The sequence below is a fragment of the Wolbachia endosymbiont (group A) of Andrena hattorfiana genome (assembly GCF_947179565.1).
Classification (GTDB): Bacteria; Pseudomonadota; Alphaproteobacteria; order Rickettsiales; family Anaplasmataceae; genus Wolbachia.
On record NZ_CAMXBT010000002.1, the window covers coordinates 138,718 to 165,577 of the forward strand.

Below are 26,860 nucleotides of genomic sequence, written 5' to 3' on the forward strand. Positions count from 1 at the left end.
ATAATAGTCATTCTGCCTGTTGCTTAATGAAAACTCGTTTTCCTTTGTAACTGCCATCTACTGCTACATTGTGAGGCAACATGAATTCTCCAGTTGTTGAACATACCACAACATTCTTAGGCTCAATAGCATGATGAGAACGACGCATATTACGCCTTGACTTCGACTTTTTTCTTTTTGGAACTGCCAAAACTTTCTCCATTCTACTACAAAATTCAATTCATTAATAACATGTTTTTTACAAGAAGTAAACAGGGATAATAAAATAAGTAAGGTTTGCTTATGTAATTGAGTCCTATAGCTAAAGTGGCTTAGGTTTACCTACAATTTGAAAAACCGTCATTCCGCTACTCGTTAGCGCCGCGGCGGTATGACGTAGGGAAACCTTTCTTGGGTTAGGTGTGCCGTAGAGACACAAAGAATGTTCAAGTAAGAGCAAACTAAGTGCAAAAGCTACGCAATAGATGAGGGTGGGCCCCTCGGAGCCGGTTTACAAGAGCAGGCTTCAAACAGCCATAAGCTGCTTTGGTAAAGAGCTAAGGTAGTGAGCGTTATGGAAAAGGCGCAATTATGCGTCATGTATGAAATAGAGAGACGAATGGAAATGAACCACTGATAAAGTGTCGAAAGGAACTAGACGACGTCAAAACCAGGGGTCTAACCTAACCTGGGATAAATCTATCGGGAGCTTGTTTACCGGATAGGTGGCGTCCGGCATAGAGGTGGCGTGAATCTATTTTGGGCTATTGCGTGGAACTGCGGGAACCTGTCGTTTCGATGATAAGGGAGAAATCCAAGGAGCTAAACTCCAAGGGTGAGAGTACCGATGCGAAAAATAGGGGCGCATAGTAGCAAAGAAGTTTCTGTAATGGAGATGGAGCGAAGGGATTTAGTTTTAATTGTTTTGTCAACCGAAAGGGAGGAGTTAATGAATAAAACAAAGTCTTTTGATATACCGAAGCAACTTATTTGGAGAGCTTATAAACAAGTATCCAAAAATAAAGGTGCGGCAGGTGTAGATGAGGTTATGATAACAAAGTTTGAAGAAAATCTAAAAGACAATCTATACAAACTATGGAATCGGATGTCATCCGGAAGTTATTTTCCCGAGCCAGTAAAAGCTGTAGCAATACCGAAAGATACGGGAGGAGGACAAAGAATTTTAGGTGTTCCTTCAGTATTCGACAGGATAGGGCAAACGGCTGCTTCTATGTATCTTGAACCGCTAGTAGAGCCAAAATCCCACGAGGATTCATATGGTTATAGACCAAATAAATCAGCGCTGGATGCGGTAGATACAGCACGCAAAAGATGCTGGAGGTACGATTGGACGATAGATCTTGATATATCTGGATTTTTCGACAACCTGGACCACAAGTTAGCATTACAAGCAATCAAGAAGCATACAGACTGCAAATGGGTCATACTGTATGTTGAAAGATGGATGAAAACTCCCATTCAACTAGCAGATGGTAGTAGGGTAGTTAGGGAGAAAGGAGTTCCGCAAGGAGGTTCGATCAGCCCAATAATTTCAAACATATTTATGCATCATGCGTTTGATGAATGGATGAAACAAAATTGCCCAACAATACCGTTTGAGAGATATGTAGATGATGCGATAGTGCACTGCAAAACTCAAAGACAGGCAGAGTTTATGAAAGATAAGATTGAAGAGAGGTTGGCAGAGTATAAGCTAAAATTGCATCCAGAAAAGACACAAATTGTGTACTGTAAGGATCACTGTAGGAAAGACGAATTTCCCATACAAAGCTTTGACTTTCTAGGCTACATATTTAGACCTAGGCTAGCGAAAACAACAAAGTAGGAACCTATTTTGTCTCATTTCTACCTGCAATTAGTAACAAAGCCAAGAAAAAGATCTGTCAAGTTATAAGGTCATGGAGAATACACAGGCAAACATCAACAACTTTGGAGGAAATATCGAAGAAGGTAAACCCAATAGTCAGAGGCTGGTATCAGTACTATGGCAGGTTTTACAGTATAGAGATATACAAACCTCTGAAGAACATAGAGCGGCAACTTGAAAAGTGGGCAAGAAGAAAGTACAAGAAACTTCAAACTCATGGAAGACTAGCAAGGCAACTTCTAGGAAAAATGAGAAAAGAAGGACCAGACACTTTCTACCACTGGACATTAGGTTTGGGACAAAAGACTGAATAATGGGAGCTGTGTGAGTCGAGAGGTTCATGCACAGTTCTGCTACTTACTATTACCCACAAGTATAGAATTCATGAGCAAGTCTCCATCCTTCTGCTAAATCAAAGAGACGTTTCCATCCCTTCCACAAAGCTATAGGGCCTGGTTCTAAGTCATTTTTGCGAGCTAAAAACCCTCCTAACTTGGCCACCCACCTCACAATTTCTCTTATAGGTGGTGGAGTCTCAGGATAGTTTTTTGTCTTAAGCATTTTGGTATATAAAACCTTCCATTCGTCATCAGTCAGTATGACAGTGCAAGAAAGATTCGCTAGCTACCAATGTGATAAAAAATATTCTCCATGCAATTATACTCATAATTGTAAGAAAGCGGATCAATCTATCTGCTGTTTTGAGCTTACATTCTTCAACTTTAAGACCGGATTTCAAAATTTTATGAAAAACCTCTATTCTCCATCTTAAGCAATACCATTGTATTTTTTCTACTGCTTCTTCAAAATTATTAATATTTATATTTGTTAACAAAATCCAGTTCATGGGCTCTTCGCCAAATGGGGGATATTTTTCTATAACATAGACAGCATTTAAATTTAAATTAGGAAGTTTTTGGGTTTTACGTCTAGCGTTGTTTTTTGATGCATTTATCACAAAGTTACTAAACTTTATTTCTAAAACTGTTGTTCTTTGAGGTTTGTTATCGCGAGCAGACTTGAATTTCTCCTTGACAAGACATGCGATTCATCAAATCCCACAATCTTTCACCACCTTTTTCAGAATAAGTCGACTTCTTGTTTACTGTTCTGTTTTGATTTCCTCTTACTACAAAAAGAGATTGATTAGTGGAAGCAACTTCAAATAAATCATAAATATCTGCTTCTCTATCACAAACGGTAACTACCTTAACATCCTTTAATCCAGGATGTTTAGTAGAGTCTTTAAGTGATGCTATCCACCGTATGCTTTCTTTCTCTTCTATGGGAAGAGCAGTATTATGGCTTCTTCTTTTCAACTCCTTTAGGTCTTCAGCTAAGGAAGGTCTAGTACTAATTTTTTGATCCAATAATCCTATAGGTAGTCCTTCTGTTGTAACTGCAAACGTTGTATGCATCATGGGTTTTAAAATTAGTTGTTTTAGATGTTAATCTTGCTGCTATAATCCCTAATCCTTCGGTCTTTTTATGATTTTTATATGAGATATAACTCGTGTCCTGGATAGCTAAGATAGTTGAGTATTCTTTAGCTCTTTCAACAGTTTTAATTATATGACTGTCTAATATCTTTCTTTCAGAAATGGCATCGTTTTGGAAAAATCTATAAGCTGCTTTACTTTGATGCCAATCTTCACAAGCTTGATTTATTGAACGCTCAGGCGATTCAGCAAAACTATTAACTATTTTTAGAAGCCTTTTACTTAATCTTATATCACCAAAATTAACAATTCCAAATTCACTTTCTGCCCATTCGCCAGTTGAGGTATTTATAGTTCTTTTCATCATATATTCCATTTTTAGACCATAGATCTATTTATAATAGAAAGTTGAATTAGTAAAATAGCAGCTTTTTCTCCATTTTTAGATTTATGGGTAATAGTAAGGTTCTGTGAGAGACTGGCGGGGAAGGTTCGCTGGTCTACTCTCCCTATATTTCAGAGTGCTCCTGTTATGAGATGATGTCCAACTGTCATTTTACAGCTTAGCTTGCTTAGGTAATGCAGAAATAAGAGGTGCCCAATATAAACCAGCCTAAATCAACTTTAATGTCTGGATATCGTACTATTTTACATAACATGCCATTATGAATATATATTTTTATGATTGCGTTATCATTTATTTAACAAAGTATTAGTATAATCTATCTACTGGATTAAATGGAGAAAGTTGAATGAGTAAATTACCGAACAATGCAAAAATAGGTAAATCTCAGGTTACTCAGTGGGAGGTAATAAAAAATTGTGAATATGCTGATAATTGCTTATCAAAAATAGTAACTTTATACGTTATTAGAATAACTCAGCTATCAGATTTTTATACAAATGACGAACCTGAAATTAACACTGTTTTAGCAAGAATAAGCGTGACAAGTGAAAATGTATTTTTAAACAAGGCTACTACTATTGAAGTTATGGAAGGTATTTTTCCGTATAAATTCAACAGCAAGAAGAGAAATAACATACTAAGGTTAGAAGATTTACATAATTATTTATGTTCTATTGTTAACAATAGCCTTCCAAAAGAGATGCTTGAAAGTCTTGTAAGAGAATATAAGGATGCTGTTAACTTATTTAAAGCAATTACTTAACTGAACGTAGTATTTTTAAGATTTTATTTTCTATTTCAGAAATGCCACTTTCAAGATCTTTATCTATCAGACACATGGTAGAGAAATATGTTTTCTGCTTACTTTCAACATTGATAGTTAAAGTTCCAGGAGTGATTGTAACCGAATTGGCAAATAACGCAATGCTTTCATCATTATGCCCTTTGCATTTTCTTAGGATAATGATTGGCTCAAGCTTAGATTTGAGTCGTAGCACCTTTTTTGTTACATAAACACTTGATAAAATGATTTGGTACATTAACCATGGTATATAACTTACTAACTTATAAAACGACAGTCTACTCGTACCATTTAAAATCTGGCTAAGAGCTCTTTCAGCGTTTATCAACCTTCTAAAGATAAATAATGTGAATATAGAGGAAAATACTCCACAAAAAATAAAAAATGGCTCAAAATAACCAGACAATACAGTCCATAGAGAAAATAAAATTACAAATGATAGAGAAAAAAACTTGATTTTTTGCCTAAGGTTCATGGTTTGCAGTATAACTTAAATGATTTTTTAAGGAAAGATATATTATGAATTAAGTCAAAAACTCTGTAATATATTGAAGCTTAAAGATATCTTTAGATATGGAAGTTATTGCAGAAAATAGGAAAGCAAGGTTTGAATATTTCATCTTAGAAGAATTTGAAGCGGGTATGGTCTTATTAAGCAGTGAAGTTAAATCGCTAAGAGAAAGAAAAGTAAATATTTCCGACGCCTACGTTATCGAAAAGAATAGCGAAATATGGCTGCACAATATGCATATTGCAGAATATAAAGCTGCAAACCGAAAAAATCATAAACCAAAAAGGGAACGTAAACTGCTTTTACATAAAAAAGAGATAAACAAACTAATTGGTCAAATCAAAACCGCTGGGATAACTCTTGTGCCGCTTTCGATCTATTTTAATGATAAAGGATTTGCAAAAACTAAAATTGCCATTGTAAAAGGAAAAAAACTCTACGATAAGAGAGCAACCATAAAACAGAGAGAGTGGGATCGTGAAAAAAGTAGATTGTCTAAGAATAATTTATAGCAAAATATGTCTTTAAATCCAGTAATTTTCAGCATCGGTCCTGTTTCTATATATTGGTATTCCTTAGCTTACGTTTTGGGTATAGTGTCTGCATATTGGTATTTACACAAGCTAGACGACCAAAAAATATTTACTAAGAATTTTTACGATTCGTTATTAACAGCCACTATTGTAGGCATTATCCTTGGAGGTAGACTTGGCTACGTATTGATATATGATCCAGTTCTTTATATAAGCAACCCTATCGAGATATTGAAGACCTGGGAAGGAGGAATGTCATTTCATGGTGGTGCTATAGGAGTTTTGCTTGCAGTAATAATTTCGTGTAAAAGACATAACATTCCTATATTTTATGCACTGGACCTAGTTTCTTGCGGAGTTCCCATAGGTTTATTTTTAGGTCGCATAGGCAATTTTATAAACGGAGAGTTATTTGGCAGAGTTACAACTATGCCATGGGGTATGGTATTTCCAGAAAGTGGTGATGATTTGCTGCGTCATCCAAGCCAGCTTTATGAGGCACTTTTTGAAGGACTGCTACTTTTTGCAGTTGCAAATTCACTGTTTTTCTTGACTAGAATAAGACTGTATCACGGTGCGTTAACTGGTATTGCAGTTATGTGGTATGGAATAGCACGTTTTTTCGTTGAGTTTTTTCGCGAACCAGACTATCAAATTGGCTATTTTTGGCTTGATTTAACTATGGGGCAGTTGCTTTCTATACCTATGGTTTTGCTAGGAATGCTTGTATATCTAGGCGCATTAAATTTAAAATTTAATACGAAATCTGTTACATAGAGGAAAGGTGAGTTTAATAGAAAAATGTAGCCAGAAACCCTACATCATGCACAATTGTACGAATTTTCTGCGTTGCAGTAGAATGAATGTGAGATTCGGTGTCATTCCAGCGTGTGACGCTAGGCCATAAAACTTGCTTGACAAACTCCGCCAGCCCCCTTATTATGACAATAAGGGTATTTATGACTCAAAACTTGTTTTTGACCTGCAGGCTCAATGACAAAATTCAGTAAAAAACTCAGGGTATTTATTGGCGGATTAAATAAAATTATAGCGGCTGCATGTCTTTTAAAATTTTTCTACATTCAGCCAAATCGCGCTTATTTTAAGCGTTAGCACATTATTACAGCGCCACTTACAATAATATAGAGTCAAAACTCGCACCACGGGGCTTCTTTTGCCTTTTTTTCCGCTTGGTAAATTTCTTAATGTTTGTAGCTAAAGCAATTTAAGAGACCGAAAATGGTGTCATTCCAGCGCGTGACGCTGGAATCTAGTTTTCCATATAATCTCATCGAAAACGTTGTGTTTTAACAACCACTTTCTATGCTAGTTTGCTTGCTTACAAGAAAACTTTTCTGGATCCCAGTGGGCTTTGTTGCATTGCTCAAGTGAAAAGAACTGGCAGTTACTGACAAAATTCATTATAAATAGCCATTTAACTGTTGAAGAAAAAATATGCCACAAAAAATGAGAGTCAGTAACTGCCATGAATATAACAAATTTCTCCAAGAAAGAGGAAGCATTTTTTGTTATATCAATGAAGCCATAGAAAATTGGTACGAGAATTGTCCAAAAATGCAGGGCGGCAACTATATTTATAGTGATAAAGTTGTGATTTTGGTGCATATAATCGTCAGTTTCTTTAGAATTGGTTTAAGACAAACAGTCGGGTTTATAAAAGGGTATTTGCAACAAATAGGAAGAGATTTGGCAGTTATCAGCTATTCACAAGCATCAAGAAGGTTTAAGAAACTTAATATTAAGATAAATGATTGCAGAATTGATAAAAATAATATGGAAGATATCGAAATTGCTATAGACAGTACAGGAATTAGTATATACAACAACACACAGCAAGGAAAATAGCACTGACAGAAAATATCGTGGCTATGAGCAAACGAGAAAATTGCACGTAATGTTGAATATAAACAACAAAAAAGCCATAGCTGTAAAATACAGTAACGGTGTCTACTCTGATCACTATGGAGCTTGTGATTTGCTAAAAGAAGTTGATTTTCAGCATGCCATAAAAGCACTATATGCAGATAGAGCATGTGATAGGCACAAGTTTTATAAGTTGTGTAACGAATATGATATAAAGACAAAAATTCTACCAATAAACAATGCGGCAGAACATCCAGAAATAGATTATATGTCTGATAGGAATGCTGCTATTAGGTTAATAAAATTATAAGGTGAAGATGGCATGAAAGAATGGAAAAAGAAGTAAATTATGGGAAAAGATCTTATATTGAAGGGTTTTTCTCAAGATTAAAGCAAATATTCGGATTTAGTTTTAGGAATAAATCTGAGATAAATCGAGAAAAAGAACTGCTAATCAAATGCTATTTGCTTAATAAATTCACTGATATTGGTATGGCTAAATTTGAGATAGTTACATGAATTTACCATAAATCACCATCTCATAAAGTGTGATGCAACAAAGCCCACTGGGATCCAGTTTTTGATCGAAAGTGTTTCATTTTAACTAAAGCCTACACTCACCAAATCCAATTCATTTACTTGCAGTTAAGTTTTCTGGATTCCAGCGTCACGCGCTGGAATGACAAGGCTATAGGTTGCAAGCGAGACGTCATACCGCCGCAGTATCTCTAGATCCCGCTAACAAGTAGCGGGATGATTACCCCTACAACAACATTGTAAGTATTGATTTTTCTCCCCATGAGAAGAGTCTGGAAGCTCTTTCACTCTAAACACGATGTTCACATCCTCAAAATTAATCTCAATTCGCTTAACTAACGTTCTAATAATATCACGTTTAGTTAGCCAGTCTGCATTATCAAGACTTGAGTTAATACTAGAGGAAAATCCCTCTAAATTTGTTACTACTAGAGTGAACTCTTGTGTGAGTTTTTTCTGATCAAATGTTTTTTTCTTTTGTTCTTCAACCATTTTTAAGTTTTGTTTCATTGCTTTAATTCTTGGCTCAAATTCTTCTTGATCAATATATTCTTGAACATAACTATCAATTAACCTTGCAATACCTCGTTTTAATTTATCTTCTTGTGCTTCAAGCAAAGCGCTTTTTTGATCTAGTGGTAAGTTCTGAAAGTCTTCGTTTATACTCCTCTAATATTCTATTCGGATTTTTTAATAGATGCTTTACTTCTTCCCACACAGTTATGTCTAATGTATCTGTACGAATTAATTTGTTGTTACACATTTTATTACCACCAAAACGGCGTGCCAATACAACGATAAATAAACCTGATTATTAGTTTTTTCCCTCCTTATTCCTTGCAGTGCTAGTACCATAATATGCATAATTACAAAGCTTACATACTACTAAACCTTGCAATAAATATCTTGCTCCTCTTTGTCTTGTTCTTGCTATTTTTCTATTCTCTGCTAATTGTTCTTGAACTATATCAAATAAATCTTCGTTTACTATACTAGGTACTTTAATATAAATCCAATCCTCTTTTGGAACAGAATAAGTAGAATAATTATCTTTTGGTTGCTCGCAGGAGTTTTTTTTGGTCTTATATGTTTTAATTTTACGCCTAACCTTGTTTTACCAAAAGCTGCTTGTCCTCTATAAGCAGAGTTTTTTAACATACTCAAAACTACAGCCCTATCCCAATATTCTTTTCCTGTTCGCGTCATAACGGACATAGCACTTAGCCCACGACATACTTCTCCTATACTCGCTCTTTCTCTTCCTACCCAAAAAAATACTTTACGCACAACTTCAGCTTCTTCTTCATAAATTTCAAATAAGGCTTGTCCTGTCTCTGTATTTTTATTTATATAATGATAGCCATAAGGAGCAGCTCTCATTACACTTATATAACCCTTATTGGCTGCATAAATCTTTCCTCGGCAGCTTCCTTCCATGATTTTTGCACGTTCATATTCTGCTATCATACCTTGCATTTGTAATAGTAATTGAGATTCTAGATTATCGCTAATTTAAAAAAATGACTTCTACTCCTAGTTTCTTGAACTCTTCAAGTAATACCATCTGATATGCATACTTGCGAGATAAACGATCAGGAGAATGAATATAAACCTTATCAATGCTACCTTCTGCTATTTTATCACGTAATTTTTCTAAACCAGGACGGATTATATTAGAACCATTATCAATAAATTTATATTCATTTAATAATTTATGTCCGTCCATACTAATTTGATTCTCTATAGCAGCAATTTGACTTGCTATTGTACCTTCTTGTGCTTGTCTCCCTGAAGAAACTCTTGCATATAATCTAACTGTTACCATTTAACCCTCCTCAAATCTACTTTCTTACATTCAGAGTTTTCTTCCTTTTTGCTCACTTTTATTGGTTTACTTAACACTAATTTTTCATATGCATCTAATAGATACAACTCTGCTAATCTATTCACTTCATAACTACAACGAATACAAACTATTAATTTCTTGTTGCCCATTAGCTCTCCCATATGTTATTCATCGAGACATATGGTTATTTGATCACTAGCTCTATAAATAAATTCAACTCTCTGTTCTTTTTGTAGAAGCTTTCGGGAAATAGTTTTCTCAAGTTTCAGATTTCTTCCAATATTGTTGGCGGAGTCCCTACGTCATACCGCCGCGGTATCTCAGCATAGATTCCGCTAACGAGTAGCGGAATGACGAATTTGTTGTTTTTCAAATTGTAGGTAAATCTAAGCCACTTTAGCTATATTTTTCTGGTCTGTTCTGATGAATTTGGTTGAGATTTTTCATCATGTAAACCATGTTCCACTTGTAACCTTGGGGTTTTAATTGAATAATGGTTCAAATCCACAAGACTCATAAAATTTGTAAGTTTTTAGGTAATTTTCATCTGATGCATTTGGGCTCAGGGTTTCAACAGTCATTGTTCTGGCAGTATTTACCAAACTACATGCTGCTTCGACTAACTTATACCCTACTCCTTGGCGTTGGTAATTACGAAAGACAGCCATCCAATAGATATTGCTGTTATTAGGATAGGGGAAAATCTAAACTGAGAAGTCCGATATAGTTTCCATCAATTTTTGCAGCTAAATTTTTGCAAGAACGAACACCCACAGCATAATGCTCATTACACTCTGGCAAACCAAAATACTCTGATAAATTAGCTGTAATCTTGCAGCATAAATCTTCTGCAATATCAGGAGATATTTGTTCAATTTCGACCATAAACCCCTACCAATAAATTTTAACAAAAATACTTTAGTGCATTTTCAAATATAAGCATTCCATCACCATATTTTGGCACAGCAATACCTAAACGCTTGCTCTTTTCTTTTTCAAGAGGCCAATTATCTTGCTGAGTAAAAAATATTCCCCTCTCTGGATGGGGCATTAAAGCTAGCACTCTTCCACCTTTATCTGATAAAGCTGCTAGGTCGTATGTAGATCCGTTTGGATTGTAAGGAAATTGTAGGTTAGCATAGTTGCCATTTTCATCAATGTAACGTAATGCAGTGGAATTGCTCTCAATCAATTGGTTCAAAATATCTTGATCCATAAAAAATTTGCCTTCCCCATGAGCAATAGGGAGATATAGTTCACTCAGGCCCCGTAGCCAAACAGAATTACTCTGCGGATTAACTCCCACTCTAATCCAACGGCATTGATAATTGCCTATATCATTATGGATTAAAGCTAGACTAGAGAACTCTGGAATTAATTTTACTAATATCTGACAACCATTACATATTCCTATAATCAGCTTGTCCTGAGATAAAAACTCTTGAAACTCATCCAACAAGTTGTTTTTAATACGTAAAGCAAACGCATTACCAGCACCAGTGTCATCACCATAGGAAAAACCTCCTGGAATTGCAAGTATATTGCTTAATTTCAGTTCACTTGGATTATCTATGATATCATTAATGTGAACGATTTTTACTTCAATATTACTAATACCAAGTTTTCTGCTGCATTCCATAAATGCAAATGCGGTTTCTTTTTCGCAATTTAAGCCATAACCAGATAGGACTGTGATTTTCATGAATTGCTAAAAATTAAAAAATTCGAATTTCTTTTTTACAAAATTTGCTACTAAATTTAACGCAAATAACACCAATAATAAAGCTATAATTGCAATAGCAGCAAGTTCAATAAATGCAATTTCAGGACTACTTGACCATATGTATATTTGTACAGGCAGAACAGTCGCCGGATCGAAAAAGGACGTAGGTGTATCAGCAATAAATGCCACCATACCTATCATAAGTAAAGGGGAAGATTCACCTAAAATCCTTGCAATTGCAAGCACAGTACCATGTATTATTCTTGGTAACGCAATCGGTAAAGAGTGATCTAATATCACCTTGATGTGAGGCGCACCGAGCGCAAACGCTGCATCTTTTATCGTAATAGGAACATTCGCAAAGGCATTTTTTGTTGCAATTATAATATTAGGTAACATCATAAATGAAAGAGTCATTCCACCAACAAGTGGTGAAGAGCGTGGTAGCCCAAATATTCCAAGATAGAGAGTTAAGCCCACTACACCAAATATTATTGAAGGCACTGCAGCAAGATTATTCATGCTAATTTCTACAATATTAGTCATTAGCCTATTTTTAGGCATAAATTCGTAAAGACAGATGCCCGACATAATTCCTATTGGTAATGCTAATGCTAGGCACACTATAATTGTCATTAATGAACCGATAAATGCCCCTAAAATCCCTGCATTCTCAGGTTCACGAGAGTCAGATTTAAGGAATAAAGACTTATTAAAAAATTTTTTCACTCTCCTCTTTTCTTTTAGCCAATCAAGTAATTTAGCATAACGATCATTTAAATGTTTATCTTTATTTATTGAATTAATTATACTTGACGCGGTAAACCAGATCTCATATTCACCACTATCTTTTACTTTCTTACGAAAAAATTTCTCTAGTTCTTTGTAAGAATTACGACTTAAAATTTCGTCACTGTCTTTAAAATCAGTTCCTTTAAACACCTTACGTAAAGAATCGTTGAGTAAGCCAATGGACTTATACCGCAAATCACTAGGATTATTTGTTAAAGTAAGATCAGCACTTATTTCAATTGGCAATAAAATTTTCGTTACTGTTAAGGCACTGTAAGAGTTAACTAATATACTCAACAATATACACACAGGACAGCCAAGTGAGATAACTAGTGCCGTGAAAGAGCAAAAGCGTAACACTCTGTTCTTTTTATTTTTCCTTTTTATACGAGCATGTACACGCCTTGACTGAAGTAATTTAAGGAATTTTTTCTTTATAATCATTTATTTTTCCTGGATCCTATCGTCAAGCCCACAGCTGTATAAACGTCCAGTTTAATAAACGTTGATGTCATTCCAGTGCTTGACACTGGAATCCAGTTATAAAAATATTTACAAATCAGGTAATTGGTAAAAGACTCCATGCTAAAAACAACATCCATGATATAGAATAAGGTAGATCCCAGTATCAGCTACTTGGATGACACTGGGGAAGTGCTGGGATGACACAATTGACATCACTCCCTATTGTATCTACTTAGATTTCTTTTTAACATAAGTAGTACGCTCTTTGATCCTTGCAGCTTTTCCAAATAGTTTGCATAGATAATACAGTTTTGCTCTACGAACCTTTCCTTTTCTTGTCACTTGCACTGAAACCAGTGCAGGAGAATAAACAAAAAATTGAGACACTATACTTTCTCCATGGCTCACTTTTCTGACTGCAAAAGAAGAATGTAACCCGCGGTTCCTTTTTGATATACATACACCTCCAAATATCTGTATACGTTCACTTGCACCGTCAACTACTTTAAAAGTGACCTTCAAATCATCACCAGGACGAAATTCTGGTATTTCTTTAGCTAACACTTGCATTTGCTGCTCGTTAAATTTTTTAAGTAAATTTGTCATTTATCTCTCCATTCAATAATTCAGGCCTACGCTTTTTTGTTATAACATGAGACTGCTTCTGCCTCCAATCACTTATTTTTTTGTGATTGCCAGATAACAAAACCTCAGGTACTTTATATCCCTTCCACTGCTCAGGTCTAGTATATTGAGGATATTCAAGCATACCACCATCATAACTAAAACTTTCTTCAATAATACTATCGGAATTATTTACCACACCTGGAAGAAGTCTAATGCATGCATCAAGAACCACCATCGCAGCTGGCTCACCTCCTGAAAGTATATAATCTCCGATACTTAATTCATAAGGAGTATACGCATCAATTATCCTTTGGTCAATACCTTCAAATCGACCACACAATATTGTTATATGAGGAAACTCTAATAATTCTCTGGCAATATTCTGATTAAACTTAGTTCCAGATGGAGTCATGTAAATAAACTTAGTGTTTTTATGAACAGAGAGCATACTATCTACTGCATCACCAACTACATCAGAACGCATAACCATTCCTGCTCCACCTCCATATGGAACATCATCTACAGTTGAATGTTTATCTTTCGCAAAAGAACGAATATTTATTACTTCAAGGTTCCATATTTTTTTTTCTAACGCTTTTCCGGCAAGAGAATAGTTCAAAAACCCGGGGAACATTTCTGGAAATATGGTTAATATTGTAACATTGAATGCCATTAAGGTTTATTTTAAGTTATTTGGAGCTATACTCTAAGAACAGTAAATTGATATAATATATAGTTAAATTAAGCATGTCACTGAATAAAACAATATACGAAGGTAAAGCGAAAGCCATTATTGAAACTGAAGACTCATCAACTGTTATACAGCACTTTAAAGATGATGTTACAGCATTCAATAAGAAAAAATATGAAATTATTGAGGGCAAAGGAATAATTAATAATCATGTTAGTGCTTTTATCATGGAAAAGCTTGAAGAAGCAGGAACTAGCACGCACTTTATAAAAACTCTAAACGAAAGAGAACAGCTAGTCAAAAAGCTCAAGATAATACCTCTTGAGGTGGTAGTTAGAAATGTTGCAGCTGGCAGCTTTTGCAAACGTTTTAATATCAAAGAAGGTGAGGCACTTACATCTCCTATAATCGAGTTTTTTTACAAAAATGATGACCTAGCCGACCCAATGGTGAATGAAAATCACATACTGTATTTTGATTGGCTATCTAGCAAAGAAATGGATGAAGTTAAAACTACAACTTTAAAAATCAACGAAATCTTAGTCCACCTATTTTCAAATGCAAGTATATATTTAGTTGATCTCAAGTTAGAATTTGGCAGATTAATAAATGACAGTACTAAAATCATTTTAGCCGATGAAATCAGCCCTGATAACTGCAGGTTATGGGATAAAAATACTTATAAAAAGCTAGATAAAGACGTCTTTCGTTTGAATTTAGGAGATTTAAAGGAAGCGTACCTAGAAGTTGCAAAAAGACTGTCAGTAAAGTTAGACTAACTAAATACTACTCTATCAAGTGGAGGGTTACATGCCTCATCAAGTTTTCCAATAATTTCAATTTTTTCTCCACGTTTTTGGAAATGATTTTTCACGTTTTGCATATTCTCAGGACTTACGATCAATACCATGCCAATACCACAATTAAATGTTTTTAGCATTTCTTTCTTCTCTATTTTACCCTCCTTTGTTAGCCATAAAAATATATCTGGCCATTTCCAGGAATTAATGTCTATGTTTGCAAATAAGTTTTTTGGAAGAATCCGCGGAATATTATCTATCAAGCCACCACCTGTTATATTTGCAATGCCTTTTACCTTTGGCATAATAGGCAACAAAGAATCAACATATATTTTTGTTGGTTCGAGCAACACTTCTTTCCAAAGCTGATTATTCCATGGAGATGAATCGTTATAATTTATACCTAAGCCTTTGAAAATATGGCGCACCAAAGAAAACCCATTTGAGTGAATTCCACTTGACTCTAAGCCAACTATATAATCACCTACTTTCATCATGCTACAGTTTGGAAGAATTTGCTTTCGATCAACTATACCAACCACAAACCCTGCAAGGTCATAGTGATTATTATCATACATTCCAGGCATTTCTGCAGTTTCCCCACCAACCAATGCTATTTTAGCTTGCTTGCACCCCTTTGCAATGCCTTGGACCACAGATAATAAAACGTCCTTGCTCAAAACGCCTGTTGCAAAGTAATCAAGGAAAAATAAAGGCGTTGCTCCTTGTGCAAGTAAGTCATTTACACACATTGCAACTAAATCTATACCTATAGTATCATGCCTATTCACTTCTTGAGCTATCAATAGTTTCGTACCTACTCCATCAGTTGAGGAAACAAGTACTGGATGGTCATATTTCTTACTTAGTGCAGCAAAATCAAACAACGCAGAAAATGAACCTATTTTGCTGATTACTTCTTCTCTAGTAGTTTCTTGAGCAATAGGCTTGACTTCTTTTATTAACTTATTATATAGCTCAAGATCTATTCCTGATCTGATATAAGTATTCATAATCCTTCTATAAATTTTAAAATTGTTAATACTATATTAATGCCTTGATATAAAAAGTGCAACGAAACTTTCTCTTAATTGACTATTATATGTTTACCAATATAGGGTAACTTAAATCATTTATAATTATCCAATGAACAAAAACATACTGTTAATAACGGAGCTGCTATCAGGACGGCTGCTTCATGACTTTGCTAACTCTATGAATGGAATAATGTTTGGCTTAGAAGAGCTTGAAGTAATAGATAAGAACGATGCTGATGCGCAGAAGGAAGCGTTGTCGTTTCTTAAAGAAAGCTCCGATGATTTAATATATAAACATAAAGTTATGAAGCAGGCATATTCTTCTTCAGCAGATAATTACAGCTTTGATCAGACCAAATCTAATATCGAAAATTATTTATTAAAAAAAAAGTAAAGCTTACGTGGAAAATAGACGCATACTCTGCAAAAAATAAGGAAGATTTAATTGAAAAGATAAATAAGATAATTTCTAATATGGTGCTAACTGTAGCCAGCGCAGTGGCGGGAGTTGAACTAGTGTCTGTTTTACTGAGTCAAACAGAAGATAAAATGCTATTAACTATAAAAATTCTAAATGAACACAAACCAATAAGCAAATCATTAGTAGACAAATTAATCAAAAAAAATGACACTAATTTAAATACAAAAGATATTAATATCTATATGACCTCTTTATTATTAGAGTACTATAACACTGAAATGCATTGTACTTGCGAAAATAATTTGCTGGAGATAGGTTTAACTATAACTTGAGTTGCATATTTGGTTATTACAACTTTTTCTTCGTTTCAAGGCAAGACATTCCCCGACAAGGGGTTCCAAATCTAATTTTTGTAATCACTTAAGTCTAGTACTATTTTATTAATGTAGCGCTCATTTGCATCTTTGATGATAAACTTCATACCATTTTTATATTTAATGACTTCATCTACAGAAGGCACTTTACCAGCAATCGAAAGAATCAAACCACCAAGTGTAACATAGTCTTCTTCAGGGTCACGTAATTCTATTTTTAGATCCTCTTCTATATCCTTTATAAGAACCCTTGCTGACACTTCAAACTTATTTTGAGACAATTCAGTAATGGTATATTCTGAATTTATTTCGTTCTCACTATCAATGTTTGGTATTAGCTCCTCTATAAGATCGGTCATTGAAATTAAACCATCAGTTCCACCATATTCATCCAATACAATAGCTAAGTATGATTTAGAAGATTTCATCCTAACAAAAAGATTAGTTGTCTTCATCGAGGGCGGAACAAATATTACGCTTTGTATAATATTTCTCAGATTAAAATTTTTATCCCTATTAAAAATAACATCTTTTACATAAAAAAAGCCTATTACGTTATCAAAGTTATTTCTATAAATTGGTATTTTAGTGTGGCAAGTGTTTTTTATCTTCTTTATTATTTCACGCTCGCTTGACTCAATGTCTACTGCGCATATCTCTGTACGTGGAGTCATTATATCCATTATACCACAATCGCGGAATTTTAATAGACCATTAAATATATTAAGGTCTGGCAGATCTTTCATTAATGCTTCAGTCGCACACTTTTTCAACACAGAAGCTTTTTTGAAAAGGAAGAGAAAAATTCTATATGCTATTTTTTCTACTAAGGTTCCTTTTTTACTCAATTTATTCCCTGTAACGGCAAAAACGTTTTCAGATCAGATTTATCAAGAAAACTGTTATTAAATGTTTAATAAGCATGTGAATAATGTCAAATTAATTTGTGAATTATTTGTTGATATAAAATACCAACAATTGATCAACAATTTTTTCAACGACATATACATAGTTATGTAACAATGCATGATGGTAAAATGTTTTCCATAAAAGAAAATTACTAACACTCTGAACATCTTACTTATACACATAAATCATAACAGAAAATCAATAGCATATAGAAGTTGTTAACATATTTATCCACAAATTAAACAACGCCAATTTTTACTGAATTTTAAGTTAGTAACAAGTTGTTGATAGAACTATTATTACTACTATACTTTAGTATACAGAAGAATAGACAAAATAGATTGGAAAGCAGCAAAACAACAATAGTAGAAGTTATCAAACAAAATGAGCCAGGTGAAAGAGTGCCTATTTGGCTAATGCGTCAGGCTGGCAGGTCTCTTCCTGAGTACCGCAAAGCAGTGGAAAATATGAATAATTTTATGGAGATATGCTACAACACAGATTTAGTGACAGAATTGACATTACAGCCAGTGACAAGATTTGACGTGGATGCGGCGATAATTTTTTCAGACATTTTAATAATAGCTGATGTTTTGGGTTGTGACGTGAATTTCCTGCGCAATGTGGGCCCGAGAATAAAACCTATAAAGAATCCTAAAGAATTGAAAAGTCCACAAGACATTGAAGCTAAAATTTTACCAATTCTAAACGCTATAAAGAAAGTCAGAAGTCAGCTATCAAAAAAAAAGCCTCTTATAGGATTTGCTGGTGGCCCATGGACAGTAGCTTCATATATCATAGGAGGTGGAAGCAGCAAAACTTTTTCCAAAGTATTAAATTTTTACCCTTCGTATTTGAAGGAAATAATTGAACGAATAACGGAAGCAACGATTATTTATCTAATTAAACAGATAGAATTTGGAGCAGATGTTATTCAGCTATTTGACAGTAATGCTGGTGCATTATCGGAACCATTGTTTAAAGAATATGTTATCAAACCAACAAAGAGAATTACCTTGGCAATAAAGGATAGATTTTCTGATTTTCCAATAATAGGATTTCCAAGGTCTGCTGGAAATCTTTATAAGGATTACTGTGAACAAACAGGTGTATCTGCAGTAAGTATAGATTATAATGTCCCAATAGAATGGGCGAAAGCGAATCTAAAAATCCCTCTACAAGGAAATCTTGATCCTAATCTTTTAGCCTATAATAAAACGGAAGCAATAAAAGAAGCAAAACGTATAATAGATTGCTTTAGAGATTCACCCTTCATATTTAATCTCGGACATGGAGTACTCCCTGATACTCCAGTTGAAAATATCACTGCGTTGGTGAATTTGGTAAAAAGCTACTAATACAATACACAAAATTCCTAGCTTTTTTGCTGTACAGGGTTTATCATTTGAATTTAGCTTCAGTAAGATATGTCAGACCTTGCAAAAAGAATGTCCCTAATAAAACCATCACCTACGATTGCTGTAACTGATAAGGCAAATAAGTTAAAAAAAGAAGGAAAAAAGATCTGTGTTTTAGCTGCAGGAGAACCGGATTTTGATACTCCAGATCATATAAAAAAAGCAGCTATTCAAGCAATAAGTGAAGGTAAAACTAAGTATACTGCTGTTGATGGAACGCGTGAGCTGAAAGAAGCAATAATTAATAAGTTAAGAAGGGATAATAACCTCGAGTACACGTTTAACCAAATCTGTGTTGGTACTGGCGCTAAGCAGGTGTTATTCAATTTGTTTATGGCAACAATTAACTCTGGAGATGAAGTTATTATTCCAGCTCCTTATTGGGTTTCATATGTTGATATGGTAAATCTTTTTGGGGGCTTACCAGTTGTAGTGGAATGCAAACAAAATTTTAAACTGACAGCGGAATTATTGAAAAGCAGGATAACTAAAAAAACTAAATGGTTAATTTTTAACTCACCGAACAATCCTGCAGGAGTTGTGTACACATATGATGAATTGAAAGACATAGCACAAATATTGCTTGAATATCCACATGTGAATGTCGTTACAGATGATATTTATGAGCATATAATATACGACGAAAAGTTTTTTACTATCACTCAGGTTGAGCCAAAGCTTTACAACAGAGTTTTTGTAGTCAATGGAGTGTCAAAAGCCTATGCAATGACAGGCTGGAGAATAGGGTATATTGCAGGTAGAAGTGATGTAGTAAAAGCTATCTCTACGCTGCAGTCTCAGAGCACTTCTAACCCAAATTCGATAGCACAAGCAGCAGCAGCAGCAGCATTAAACGGTGACCATAGTTTTTTGAAAGAAAGAACAAGGATTTTTAAGAGTCGTAGAGATTTTATGGTGAAAAAGCTAAATTCTGCTCCGGGATTATCAGCATACATTCCGCAAGGCGCATTTTATTTATTTGTCTCGTGTGAAGGATTGCTCAGTAAGAGTACAAAAAGTGGTAAAGTAATAAATAATGATCTTGATTTCACTGAATACCTGCTAGAGGATCATTTAGTTGCTGTGGTTCCAGGAATTGCGTTTGGTCTAGAAAATTTTATCAGAATTTCTTATGCAACCTCTCAGGAACAATTAGAAATTGGATGTGATAGTATTACTAAAGCGTGCCAGGAGTTAAAATGAAATAGACTATCCATAAATTACCCATTTCACCGCGTCAAAAATATTCACTAAGGTTATCTTGAATGTTCTAACTTGTATTTTTCTATGGAAGGCGTTTTTATTGAGTGAGCAAGTGTCTTTCTAATATTGAATTCCTCATTTTTTTCATTTCGTTGCAGTAAGTTAATGTTATTTATTTTATTTACTAAATATTTCCCTTTCTCCAGAGTCTTTAAATCACTTTCGTCAATGTGATGTTCATTGTAAAATTCTGCAACAATTTCTTTTCTTTTCGGGTGAGTATTTAAAAATTCCGACACCTGATGTTTAGCAACAGCTTGAATAAATTTCTTATTAAATCTTGAATCGTTATATAGATTTTCCAAACTTTTGTCATAATGTTTTGCTTCGTTTATAGTGAGTTTTATTATCTCTTCTATGCCACTTAGAAGTTCCCTATACAATTTGTCATATCTATTGCCTGACACATGTGTAGCGAATGTTTGTTCAATGTATTTTGTTATGTAATTTTGCAATGTATTATCTATTGTGCTTATGTTCATCAACCTACCTCAATGTTATATTAACTATTTTACATGTAGAAAGGTTAATATTGAGTTAATAGGGTACTTCTGAAGTCAAATTTTACTGAAAATTATAGTATTTAATATATAATTGTTAGCATGAAATAAAAACATAAATAAAATGGATCTTGTAACAAAAGTGAAGCTCAAGATAAAGATGAATAAGGGCAAAATCATAAATATACTTGTCATTTGTGGTGTAATTTTTTTTCATATACCTTATTCATGAGCCAGTTGTAGATATGGTAGAAAAAATTATAAGTAAAATAAAATGTCTCTTTTAAAAATAGAAAAAGTGAACTTTTTCCATCATCCAAAATTGAACCTGGAAAATTTAGTTAATGCATAAACTACTTATGTTGAATATGAGTTCAACTGTATAAAATTCCGGTAAATTAAAATAAGTATTCATAAAAATATTGTTTTCTATAAACAGAGTATCTATAATACTAGCTTTGGGGTAAAGTATTGCAGAGGAATTTTTTAATCTGGTTGTTGGCGTCACTGTTTTATGCGTACCAATATATATTACGCGTAATTCCAAACATAATTGCGCCTGGATTGATAACAAAATTTAACATAAGTATTACAGATGTTGGCCAGTTTGGTGGGTTATACTATGTAGGCTATACGCTAGCTCATATACCTGTTGGTCTTTTCCTTGATAGATTTGGGCCAAAATTTGTTTTGCCTGCTTGTATTGTTTTAACATTTACCGGAACATTACCGCTTATATGTTTTGATGAGTGGTATTATTCAATACTTGGCAGAATAGTCGTTGGAATTGGGTCATCCGCTTCAGCAATTGGGCTTTTTAAAGTTGCAAGCATGTATTTTGCGCAAGAAAAACCGGCAAGAATGGCTAGTTTATCCATAATTATAGGAACTTTGGGGGGGATATGTGGCGGATTACCGTTAGACTTCTTACTCAATAAATTTGGCTGGAATTATGTTATCTATACCTTCTCAGCATTCGGGTGTTTACTTGCTCTGTTACTGTTCTTAGTAACGCCTGAAAGCAATGCTCAACAGGAAAAAGTTAGCATTAGAGACTTGAAAAACATACTTTTCAACAAGCATATTATTCTAATTAGCTTTTTTGGTGGACTCATGGTCGGTCCAATGCAAGGTTTTGCTGATGGTTGGGCGAAAGCATTCTTTTTTGAAGTATATGAAATGAATGAAGGCTTGTCATCTTCTCTCTCTTCCGTAATATTGATAGGAATGTTAACAGGATCATTCTCTTTGACTTATTTATTGGAAAAGTATAAAAATAAGCATTATGAAGTAATAATTTCATGCTCATTTGCAATGATCGCCGGTTTTCTATTACTTTTTACTCAGATTGGTGGCTTGTATGTTGTATTACCTACGCTTTTTATTATCGGCTTTGCATCTGGATATCAAGTAGTTACAATTTATAAAGCACTAAGTTATGTAAATAATAACTTAGTAGGCTTAGCTACATCTGTGTCAAACATGATAGTCATGGGTTTTGGCTATTTTTTTCACACTGGAATCGCAAAAATAATAAATTTGTGTTGGGATAGAACAGTAATACAAGGAAATCCTGTGTATAGTGCTGAATTGCTGATAAAAGCAACATCTATTATTCCTGTATGTTTGCTAATAGCTGTTTTTGGGCTCTTATGGTTAAAAAAGCAGGATAAATAGTCTTAAAATTGCTTGTGCATCTTAAAATTAAAGCGAGGTTTGATCTATGATGAGTGTTTTAAAAAAAATCTGTGGCTCTAAAAATAGTTTAAAGTCTTTTGATAACGAGGTTTATCAGTTTATAGAAAAAGAGTTACAACGTCAAAAATCACAATTGCAATTAATTGCATCAGAGAATTTTGCAAGTAAAACAGTAATGGAAGCACAAGGCTCTTTTCTGACTAATAAATATGCAGAAGGCTATCCAGGCAAAAGGTATTACTGTGGTTGTGAGCATGTGGACAAAGTTGAAAGTCTAGCTATAGAAAGACTTTGTAAGCTGTTCGGTGTTAAATTTGCAAACGTTCAACCTCATTCTGGTTCTCAGGCAAACCAGGCGGTATTTGCTTCACTGCTTACTCCAGGCGATACAATACTTGGATTATCATTGAGTTGCGGTGGACATCTAACTCATGGTGCGGCACCAAGCCTTTCTGGTAAATGGTTTAAGTCAATTCAATATACAGTGAATAAAGACACTTACTTGCTGGATATGGATGAGATAGAAAGGCTGGCACTCAAACATAAGCCAAAATTGATCATAGCTGGCGCTTCTGCTTATCCAAGGAAAATGGACTTCAAACGTTTTCGCGAAATTGCAGATAAAGTTGGTGCTTATTTGCTTGCAGACATTGCTCACTATGCAGGGCTTATTGCAGCGGGCGAATATCCATCTCCTGCTGAATATGCACATGTTATGACTTCCACGACTCACAAAACTTTGCGTGGTCCTCGTGGTGGAATAGTGATGACCAATGATGAAATATTACACAAAAAAATTCAATCTGCAGTTTTTCCAGGATTGCAGGGCGGGCCACTTATGCATGTAATAGCTGCAAAAGCTGTTGCATTTAAAGAAGCATTAGCGTCAGAGTTTAAGACTTATAGCAAGAAAGTCGTGGAAAATGCGAAAGTACTAGCTCAAGAATTGCAAAAGCATGGACTCGACATTATAACCGGTGGCACTGACTCTCATATAGTGCTAGTTGACTTAAGATCGCAGAAATTAACTGGAAAAGACGTTGTAGATAGCCTTGAGAGGGCTGGCATTACCTGCAATAAAAACTCTGTACCATTTGATACAGAAAAGCCAACCATCACTTCAGGGCTCCGTTTTGGCACCGCTGCTGAGACAACACGCGGACTTGAGGCAGAAAATTTTAAAGAGATAGCCAGCCTAGTAAATGAAGTGGTTCAGGGATTAATCAGCGGAAATAGCTCAAGTGTCGAAAAAGCAGTAAAAACTAAAGTTGAAAAGATTTGTAGTAATTTTCCTATTTATTAATTTATGTGGTGTCATCCAAGTAGTTGGTAGAAACGGAAAAAGTTGCTTGACAAGCTTTGCCAGCTCCCTTATTGTAGTATTAAGGGTATTTGTGACTCAAAGCTTGTTTTTGATCTACGCAGGTTCAATGACAAAATTCAGTAAAAAACTTAGGGTATTTTTTGGCGGATTACATAAAATTATAGCGGCTGCATGTCTTTTAAATTTTTTCTACATTCAGCCAAACCGCGCTTAAACTAAGCGTCAGCACATTATTACAGCGCCAGTTTAAATTATTATAGGGTCAAAACTCGCACCACGGGGCTTCTTTTGCCTTTTTTTTCGTTTAGTAAATTTCTTAAGTATTTATGGCTAAAGTAACTTAAGAGACCGAAAATGGTCAGCGCTCCTTTTTTTGTCATCCCAGTCTGGAATCTAGTTCTTATTGTACATTTACTTGGTGTAGAGTTAAGTTTTCTGGATCCAAGTAGTCAAGCTACTCGGATGACACCCTCTTGGATGGAAACCAGTGTTAGCTACTTTCATGACACCATGACGACCGTCATCCCGCTGCTTGTTAGCGGGATCTATCCGCGGCGGTAGCTATAAATTGTTGATATCTTTTTTATATCATATTTTTAACTTACAATAGTTAGCCAGCGTTTCTTACATTAACCAAATCTTTCGAATTCTGCACTCACCACTACCTATAACTCACTTTCACGCAATATTGATCGTTCTTAAAAAGCAATCTAACATTTTTTATTCCTTGATTGCGAAGCTTTGATGCAGCTGATTTAGCAGCCTGAGCACTTTTAAAAAATGCAACATATCCCTTACTTTCTGCACTGTCTTGTTTTGGGTGACGTTTCTGCATTTCTTTTTCATATTGCTTTCTGTAATGAGGAGTATTTTGTATCAATTGTTCTGACATCTTTCTTAGGTATTGAACTTTTACCTTTGCAAGCCCTACTTTATGAAATCCTAAGACTTGAGCTGCTTTTTCTGATAAGTCTATTATTCTGCCTTCAATAAAAGGCCCTCTATCGTTAATCCTTACAACAAGCTTTCTTCCATTTTCTAAATTAGTGACAAGAGCAAAGCAGGGTAGGGGCAAAGTCTTATGCGCTGCAGAGATCAAGTGACGGTTAAACACTTCACCATTTGCTGTAAGCATGCCATGATCTTCTATTCCATACCACGACGCTATCCCTATCTCTTCATAGTGTTTACAGTTTTTTGGATAATAAGTTATACCATTTATTGTGTAGCTGCAGCCAATTTTGTAATGACCTGCAGTGCAATTAAACCTGTTGCTAAAACTGCAACTACTCATCAAAACAAATATTAGACATAGGAAGGCTAGGTTTTTTATCATTGTATTCGGTAAGAGGGTTCGATACTATGAGGATTTTAAATTATACTATAATAAATTTAGTAATGAGTAAACATCTACTGCTAAATATTAACAAAACTCAAAAAAGAATAATACATATAATTGGTATAGGTGGAATCGGAATGAGTGCCATTGCTGAAATTCTTCACAATTCCAATTACAAAGTTCAAGGCAGTGATGCACAATCAAACAACAATGTAGATAGATTACAAAGGCTGGGCATAGAGGTTTTTATTGGTCACAATGCTAATAATATAAGCCAAGCTCAAATAGTTGTACATTCTTCTGCGATAGAATCTGATAATGTGGAGTTAGTAACAGCGAGAAATAACAATAAAACCATTTTGCATAGGTCAGACATACTTACTGAAATTATGAAAGATAAATATGTGATAGCAGTTTCGGGTTCAAGTGGAAAGACGACAACAACGGCTATGATTGCTTCTATTTTTGATCATTCTAATATTGATGCAACTGTAATTGTAGGAGGAATACTAAATTCGTATCAGAGTAATTCAAGACTTGGAAAGAGTGACATTTTTTTAATCGAAGCTGATGAGTCTGATGGAACCGTGCTAAAAATTCCTGCAAATATTGCTGTCATAACGAGTATTAACGACGATCATATGGATCATTATGGTACATTCGACGATATTAAAAATGCGTTTTCTCAGTTTATAAGCAAAGCAGATTTTGCAGTTTTGCCTGATTCTGTAGGCATTAATTATGATGCAAGTAACTCTATGATGTTTGGATTTGAGGATGATGACATTGTCATCCAAGTAGCTGACACTGGGATCCAGAAAAAAAAATCAGCGTCACGCTTTGCCAAAGTGAGTAATGTCAGAGCAAGTAACATTAAACAGCATGCTAACAGCATAGAATTTGACGTGTTGAACAACTGGATTCCAGTGTCAAGTACTGGAATGATAGAAGGTGATGGGATAACACCTGTTTTTCTGTCATTCCAGTGCTTGACACTGGAATCCAGAAACATAAAAAATGTAATACTAGCAAACGCAATAGGGATGCATAAGGTCAGCAACGCCTTGGCTGCAATATCAGTTGCGATAAAGCTCGGGATTAGCAATGCAGAGATTAAAAAAGGCCTTTTGGAATTTCAAGGAGTAGCAAGAAGATTCTCTGTGATTGCCAATATTAAAGGTGTTAAGTTAATTGAGGATTATGCCCATCATCCAAATGAAATATATGCAACTTTAACGGCTGCACGTTCGATTACTAAAGGAAAAGTAATAGGAATTATCGAACCACTTCGTTTTGCTCGCGTTCGTAATTTTTTTGGTGAATTCATAAGGATCTTTATGATGTTTGACTATGTAATCCTTACTCCTATTCATCCCCCAGAAGACAAGCCTATTCCTGGTTGTGGGATTGATGATATACAAAAAGCTTTAATCAGTAATGGGTTTAATGATGTAAAGATTATGAATGATGCTCTGCTCATTTCACATTTTATTAGTGATTCGACAAGTCCAGGTGATATAGTATTATTTATTGGTGCTGGTAGTAATATAGCTAAGTTAATCAGAGAGACCGTACAGATACTTACTTAAATAATCTAAGTTTTCAATGTTCTTACACTCAAAATTAAAAAGTAATGCTTGAGTTTCATGTTGAT

29 protein-coding genes and 2 pseudogenes are annotated in these 26,860 nt (G+C 34.7%); 14 read left to right on the forward strand and 17 right to left on the reverse strand.

The genetic code is table 11. The features are described from left to right. Positions 1–7: 7 nt before the first annotated feature. Positions 8–190, reverse strand: coding sequence for a 50S ribosomal protein L32 (rpmF, locus tag OM966_RS02400; protein WP_264328675.1), 183 nt, complete (start codon positions 188–190; stop codon positions 8–10). A gap of 636 nt (positions 191–826) precedes the next feature. On the opposite strand from rpmF, the gene ltrA reads away from it, so the two are divergent. Next, the gene (gene ltrA / locus OM966_RS02405) at positions 827–1,825 is read left to right on the forward strand and encodes a group II intron reverse transcriptase/maturase (RefSeq protein ID WP_264328676.1); all 999 of its coding nucleotides are present in this window, start codon (positions 827–829) and stop codon (positions 1,823–1,825) included. 104 nt (positions 1,826–1,929) lie between these two features. Next, positions 1,930–2,181, forward strand: coding sequence for a group II intron maturase-specific domain-containing protein (locus OM966_RS02410; RefSeq protein ID WP_264328677.1), 252 nt, complete (start codon positions 1,930–1,932; stop codon positions 2,179–2,181). A gap of 49 nt (positions 2,182–2,230) precedes the next feature. Here OM966_RS02410 and OM966_RS02415 read toward each other — a convergent pair. Further along, positions 2,231–3,673: pseudogene (locus OM966_RS02415) on the reverse strand (IS4 family transposase). 385 nt (positions 3,674–4,058) lie between these two features. Between OM966_RS02415 and OM966_RS02420 the strand changes: the two are divergent. Then, positions 4,059–4,475, forward strand: coding sequence for a hypothetical protein (locus OM966_RS02420; protein WP_253309572.1), 417 nt, complete (start codon positions 4,059–4,061; stop codon positions 4,473–4,475). Here the strand turns inward: OM966_RS02420 and OM966_RS02425 are convergent. Continuing rightward, positions 4,468–4,989 (reverse strand): Na+/H+ antiporter subunit E, encoded by a 522-nt coding sequence (locus OM966_RS02425; RefSeq protein ID WP_264328678.1) that lies wholly within the window; start codon positions 4,987–4,989, stop codon positions 4,468–4,470. The two genes, OM966_RS02420 and OM966_RS02425, sit on opposite strands and share 8 nt — an antisense overlap. 98 nt (positions 4,990–5,087) lie before the next feature. Here OM966_RS02425 and smpB point away from each other — a divergent pair, with 98 nt between their 5' ends. The 3 genes and pseudogenes from smpB (at position 5,088) to OM966_RS07510 (ending at position 7,961) form a co-directional block, all read left to right on the forward strand. After that, positions 5,088–5,537 carry an SsrA-binding protein SmpB gene (gene smpB / locus OM966_RS02430; protein WP_264328679.1) on the forward strand — a complete coding sequence of 150 codons (450 nt, stop codon included), beginning with the start codon at positions 5,088–5,090 and terminating at the stop codon, positions 5,535–5,537. A 6-nt stretch (positions 5,538–5,543) separates the two neighbouring features. Continuing rightward, entirely contained in the window at positions 5,544–6,335 is a 792-nt protein-coding gene (gene lgt, locus OM966_RS02435) for a prolipoprotein diacylglyceryl transferase (RefSeq protein ID WP_264328680.1), read from the forward strand. A gap of 678 nt (positions 6,336–7,013) precedes the next feature. After that, positions 7,014–7,961: pseudogene (locus OM966_RS07510) on the forward strand (IS5 family transposase). 219 nt (positions 7,962–8,180) lie between these two features. On the opposite strand, the gene OM966_RS02455 reads toward OM966_RS07510, so the two are convergent. The 10 genes from OM966_RS02455 to trmD all read right to left on the reverse strand — a co-directional run bounded on the left by OM966_RS02455 (position 8,181) and on the right by trmD (position 14,105). Further along, entirely contained in the window at positions 8,181–8,597 is a 417-nt protein-coding gene (locus tag OM966_RS02455; RefSeq protein WP_264328684.1) for a hypothetical protein, read from the reverse strand. 369 nt (positions 8,598–8,966) lie between these two features. Then, positions 8,967–9,455, reverse strand: coding sequence for a recombinase family protein (locus OM966_RS02460; RefSeq protein ID WP_264328685.1), 489 nt, complete (start codon positions 9,453–9,455; stop codon positions 8,967–8,969). Between the two features lie 31 nt (positions 9,456–9,486). After that, the gene (locus tag OM966_RS02465) at positions 9,487–9,804 is read right to left on the reverse strand and encodes a recombinase family protein (RefSeq protein ID WP_264328686.1); all 318 of its coding nucleotides are present in this window, start codon (positions 9,802–9,804) and stop codon (positions 9,487–9,489) included. Continuing rightward, entirely contained in the window at positions 9,798–9,986 is a 189-nt protein-coding gene (locus OM966_RS02470) for a hypothetical protein (protein WP_253307219.1), read from the reverse strand. Before OM966_RS02470 ends, OM966_RS02465 begins: the two co-directional genes overlap by 7 nt. Before the next feature lie 321 nt (positions 9,987–10,307). Beyond that, positions 10,308–10,529: a GNAT family N-acetyltransferase gene (locus tag OM966_RS07325; RefSeq protein WP_405197141.1), complete on the reverse strand. Its 222-nt coding sequence runs from the start codon at positions 10,527–10,529 to the stop codon at positions 10,308–10,310. Beyond that, the gene (locus OM966_RS02475; RefSeq protein WP_264328687.1) at positions 10,513–10,710 is read right to left on the reverse strand and encodes a hypothetical protein; all 198 of its coding nucleotides are present in this window, start codon (positions 10,708–10,710) and stop codon (positions 10,513–10,515) included. The genes OM966_RS07325 and OM966_RS02475 overlap by 17 nt, the downstream gene beginning before the upstream one ends. A 19-nt stretch (positions 10,711–10,729) precedes the next feature. Continuing rightward, positions 10,730–11,527 (reverse strand): phosphoribosylformylglycinamidine synthase subunit PurQ, encoded by a 798-nt coding sequence (locus tag OM966_RS02480; RefSeq protein WP_264328688.1) that lies wholly within the window; start codon positions 11,525–11,527, stop codon positions 10,730–10,732. Positions 11,528–11,533: 6 nt separating this feature from the next. Beyond that, on the reverse strand, positions 11,534–12,784 hold the full coding sequence (locus OM966_RS02485; protein ID WP_264328689.1) for a PstA family ABC transporter permease: 1,251 nt from the start codon (positions 12,782–12,784) through the stop codon (positions 11,534–11,536). Between the two features lie 249 nt (positions 12,785–13,033). After that, a complete protein-coding gene (rplS, locus tag OM966_RS02490) occupies positions 13,034–13,411 on the reverse strand; it encodes a 50S ribosomal protein L19 (protein ID WP_253307222.1) in 378 nt (125 codons plus the stop codon). Next, positions 13,395–14,105, reverse strand: a complete 711-nt coding sequence (gene trmD, locus OM966_RS02495) for a tRNA (guanosine(37)-N1)-methyltransferase TrmD (protein WP_264328690.1) — start codon at positions 14,103–14,105, stop codon at positions 13,395–13,397. Before trmD ends, rplS begins: the two co-directional genes overlap by 17 nt. Positions 14,106–14,179: 74 nt before the next feature. Between trmD and purC the strand changes: the two genes are divergently transcribed. Then, positions 14,180–14,902 (forward strand): phosphoribosylaminoimidazolesuccinocarboxamide synthase, encoded by a 723-nt coding sequence (gene purC / locus OM966_RS02500; RefSeq protein WP_253307224.1) that lies wholly within the window; start codon positions 14,180–14,182, stop codon positions 14,900–14,902. Here purC and purM read toward each other — a convergent pair. Then, the gene (gene purM, locus OM966_RS02505; RefSeq protein ID WP_264328691.1) at positions 14,899–15,936 is read right to left on the reverse strand and encodes a phosphoribosylformylglycinamidine cyclo-ligase; all 1,038 of its coding nucleotides are present in this window, start codon (positions 15,934–15,936) and stop codon (positions 14,899–14,901) included. The genes purC and purM overlap by 4 nt on opposite strands. A gap of 133 nt (positions 15,937–16,069) precedes the next feature. On the opposite strand from purM, the gene OM966_RS02510 reads away from it, so the two are divergent. Both OM966_RS02510 and OM966_RS02515 read left to right on the forward strand, forming a co-directional pair. Next, complete coding sequence (locus OM966_RS02510; protein WP_264328692.1) at positions 16,070–16,354, forward strand: hypothetical protein; 285 nt, start codon at positions 16,070–16,072, stop codon at positions 16,352–16,354. 122 nt (positions 16,355–16,476) lie between these two features. Further along, positions 16,477–16,713: a hypothetical protein gene (locus OM966_RS02515; RefSeq protein ID WP_405197135.1), complete on the forward strand. Its 237-nt coding sequence runs from the start codon at positions 16,477–16,479 to the stop codon at positions 16,711–16,713. A 71-nt stretch (positions 16,714–16,784) separates the two neighbouring features. Here OM966_RS02515 and OM966_RS02520 read toward each other — a convergent pair whose 3' ends face one another. After that, a complete protein-coding gene (locus OM966_RS02520) occupies positions 16,785–17,603 on the reverse strand; it encodes a transporter associated domain-containing protein (protein WP_253307227.1) in 819 nt (272 codons plus the stop codon). A gap of 402 nt (positions 17,604–18,005) precedes the next feature. Between OM966_RS02520 and hemE the strand changes: the two genes are divergently transcribed. Next, entirely contained in the window at positions 18,006–19,022 is a 1,017-nt protein-coding gene (hemE, locus tag OM966_RS02525) for a uroporphyrinogen decarboxylase (RefSeq protein ID WP_264328693.1), read from the forward strand. Between the two features lie 69 nt (positions 19,023–19,091). Beyond that, on the forward strand, positions 19,092–20,285 hold the full coding sequence (locus OM966_RS02530) for a pyridoxal phosphate-dependent aminotransferase (RefSeq protein ID WP_264328694.1): 1,194 nt from the start codon (positions 19,092–19,094) through the stop codon (positions 20,283–20,285). 53 nt (positions 20,286–20,338) lie between these two features. Here OM966_RS02530 and OM966_RS02535 read toward each other — a convergent pair whose 3' ends face one another. Then, complete coding sequence (locus OM966_RS02535; RefSeq protein WP_264328695.1) at positions 20,339–20,827, reverse strand: hypothetical protein; 489 nt, start codon at positions 20,825–20,827, stop codon at positions 20,339–20,341. Between the two features lie 489 nt (positions 20,828–21,316). Here OM966_RS02535 and OM966_RS02540 point away from each other — a divergent pair, with 489 nt between their 5' ends. Beyond that, positions 21,317–22,522, forward strand: a complete 1,206-nt coding sequence (locus tag OM966_RS02540; protein ID WP_264328696.1) for an MFS transporter — start codon at positions 21,317–21,319, stop codon at positions 22,520–22,522. 46 nt (positions 22,523–22,568) lie between these two features. Continuing rightward, on the forward strand, positions 22,569–23,846 hold the full coding sequence (glyA, locus tag OM966_RS02545; protein ID WP_264328697.1) for a serine hydroxymethyltransferase: 1,278 nt from the start codon (positions 22,569–22,571) through the stop codon (positions 23,844–23,846). A gap of 682 nt (positions 23,847–24,528) precedes the next feature. On the opposite strand, the gene OM966_RS02550 is transcribed toward glyA, so the two are convergent. After that, entirely contained in the window at positions 24,529–25,203 is a 675-nt protein-coding gene (locus OM966_RS02550; RefSeq protein ID WP_319604405.1) for a septal ring lytic transglycosylase RlpA family protein, read from the reverse strand. A gap of 26 nt (positions 25,204–25,229) precedes the next feature. Here OM966_RS02550 and murC point away from each other — a divergent pair, with 26 nt between their 5' ends. Beyond that, complete coding sequence (murC, locus tag OM966_RS02555) at positions 25,230–26,795, forward strand: UDP-N-acetylmuramate--L-alanine ligase (RefSeq protein ID WP_264328699.1); 1,566 nt, start codon at positions 25,230–25,232, stop codon at positions 26,793–26,795. Positions 26,796–26,860 lie beyond the last annotated feature (65 nt).

What these genes read in the sequence shown, in the direction of transcription:
- ltrA (WP_264328676.1), top strand. Translation starts at nt 827, where the DNA reads ATGCGAAAAATAGGGGCGCATAGTAGCAAAGAAGTTTCTGTAATGGAG.
- OM966_RS02420 (WP_253309572.1), top strand. Translation starts at nt 4,059, where the DNA reads ATGAGTAAATTACCGAACAATGCAAAAATAGGTAAATCTCAGGTTACT.
- OM966_RS02425 (WP_264328678.1), bottom strand. Translation starts at nt 4,989, where the DNA reads ATGAACCTTAGGCAAAAAATCAAGTTTTTTTCTCTATCATTTGTAATT.
- smpB (WP_264328679.1), top strand. Translation starts at nt 5,088, where the DNA reads ATGGAAGTTATTGCAGAAAATAGGAAAGCAAGGTTTGAATATTTCATC.
- lgt (WP_264328680.1), top strand. Translation starts at nt 5,544, where the DNA reads ATGTCTTTAAATCCAGTAATTTTCAGCATCGGTCCTGTTTCTATATAT.
- OM966_RS02460 (WP_264328685.1), bottom strand. Translation starts at nt 9,455, where the DNA reads ATGCAAGGTATGATAGCAGAATATGAACGTGCAAAAATCATGGAAGGA.
- OM966_RS02465 (WP_264328686.1), bottom strand. Translation starts at nt 9,804, where the DNA reads ATGGTAACAGTTAGATTATATGCAAGAGTTTCTTCAGGGAGACAAGCA.
- OM966_RS02470 (WP_253307219.1), bottom strand. Translation starts at nt 9,986, where the DNA reads ATGGGAGAGCTAATGGGCAACAAGAAATTAATAGTTTGTATTCGTTGT.
- OM966_RS02475 (WP_264328687.1), bottom strand. Translation starts at nt 10,710, where the DNA reads ATGGTCGAAATTGAACAAATATCTCCTGATATTGCAGAAGATTTATGC.
- OM966_RS02480 (WP_264328688.1), bottom strand. Translation starts at nt 11,527, where the DNA reads ATGAAAATCACAGTCCTATCTGGTTATGGCTTAAATTGCGAAAAAGAA.
- OM966_RS02485 (WP_264328689.1), bottom strand. Translation starts at nt 12,784, where the DNA reads ATGATTATAAAGAAAAAATTCCTTAAATTACTTCAGTCAAGGCGTGTA.
- rplS (WP_253307222.1), bottom strand. Translation starts at nt 13,411, where the DNA reads ATGACAAATTTACTTAAAAAATTTAACGAGCAGCAAATGCAAGTGTTA.
- trmD (WP_264328690.1), bottom strand. Translation starts at nt 14,105, where the DNA reads ATGGCATTCAATGTTACAATATTAACCATATTTCCAGAAATGTTCCCC.
- purC (WP_253307224.1), top strand. Translation starts at nt 14,180, where the DNA reads ATGTCACTGAATAAAACAATATACGAAGGTAAAGCGAAAGCCATTATT.
- purM (WP_264328691.1), bottom strand. Translation starts at nt 15,936, where the DNA reads ATGAATACTTATATCAGATCAGGAATAGATCTTGAGCTATATAATAAG.
- OM966_RS02510 (WP_264328692.1), top strand. Translation starts at nt 16,070, where the DNA reads ATGAACAAAAACATACTGTTAATAACGGAGCTGCTATCAGGACGGCTG.
- OM966_RS02530 (WP_264328694.1), top strand. Translation starts at nt 19,092, where the DNA reads ATGTCAGACCTTGCAAAAAGAATGTCCCTAATAAAACCATCACCTACG.
- OM966_RS02535 (WP_264328695.1), bottom strand. Translation starts at nt 20,827, where the DNA reads ATGAACATAAGCACAATAGATAATACATTGCAAAATTACATAACAAAA.
- glyA (WP_264328697.1), top strand. Translation starts at nt 22,569, where the DNA reads ATGATGAGTGTTTTAAAAAAAATCTGTGGCTCTAAAAATAGTTTAAAG.
- OM966_RS02550 (WP_319604405.1), bottom strand. Translation starts at nt 25,203, where the DNA reads ATGATAAAAAACCTAGCCTTCCTATGTCTAATATTTGTTTTGATGAGT.
- murC (WP_264328699.1), top strand. Translation starts at nt 25,230, where the DNA reads ATGAGGATTTTAAATTATACTATAATAAATTTAGTAATGAGTAAACAT.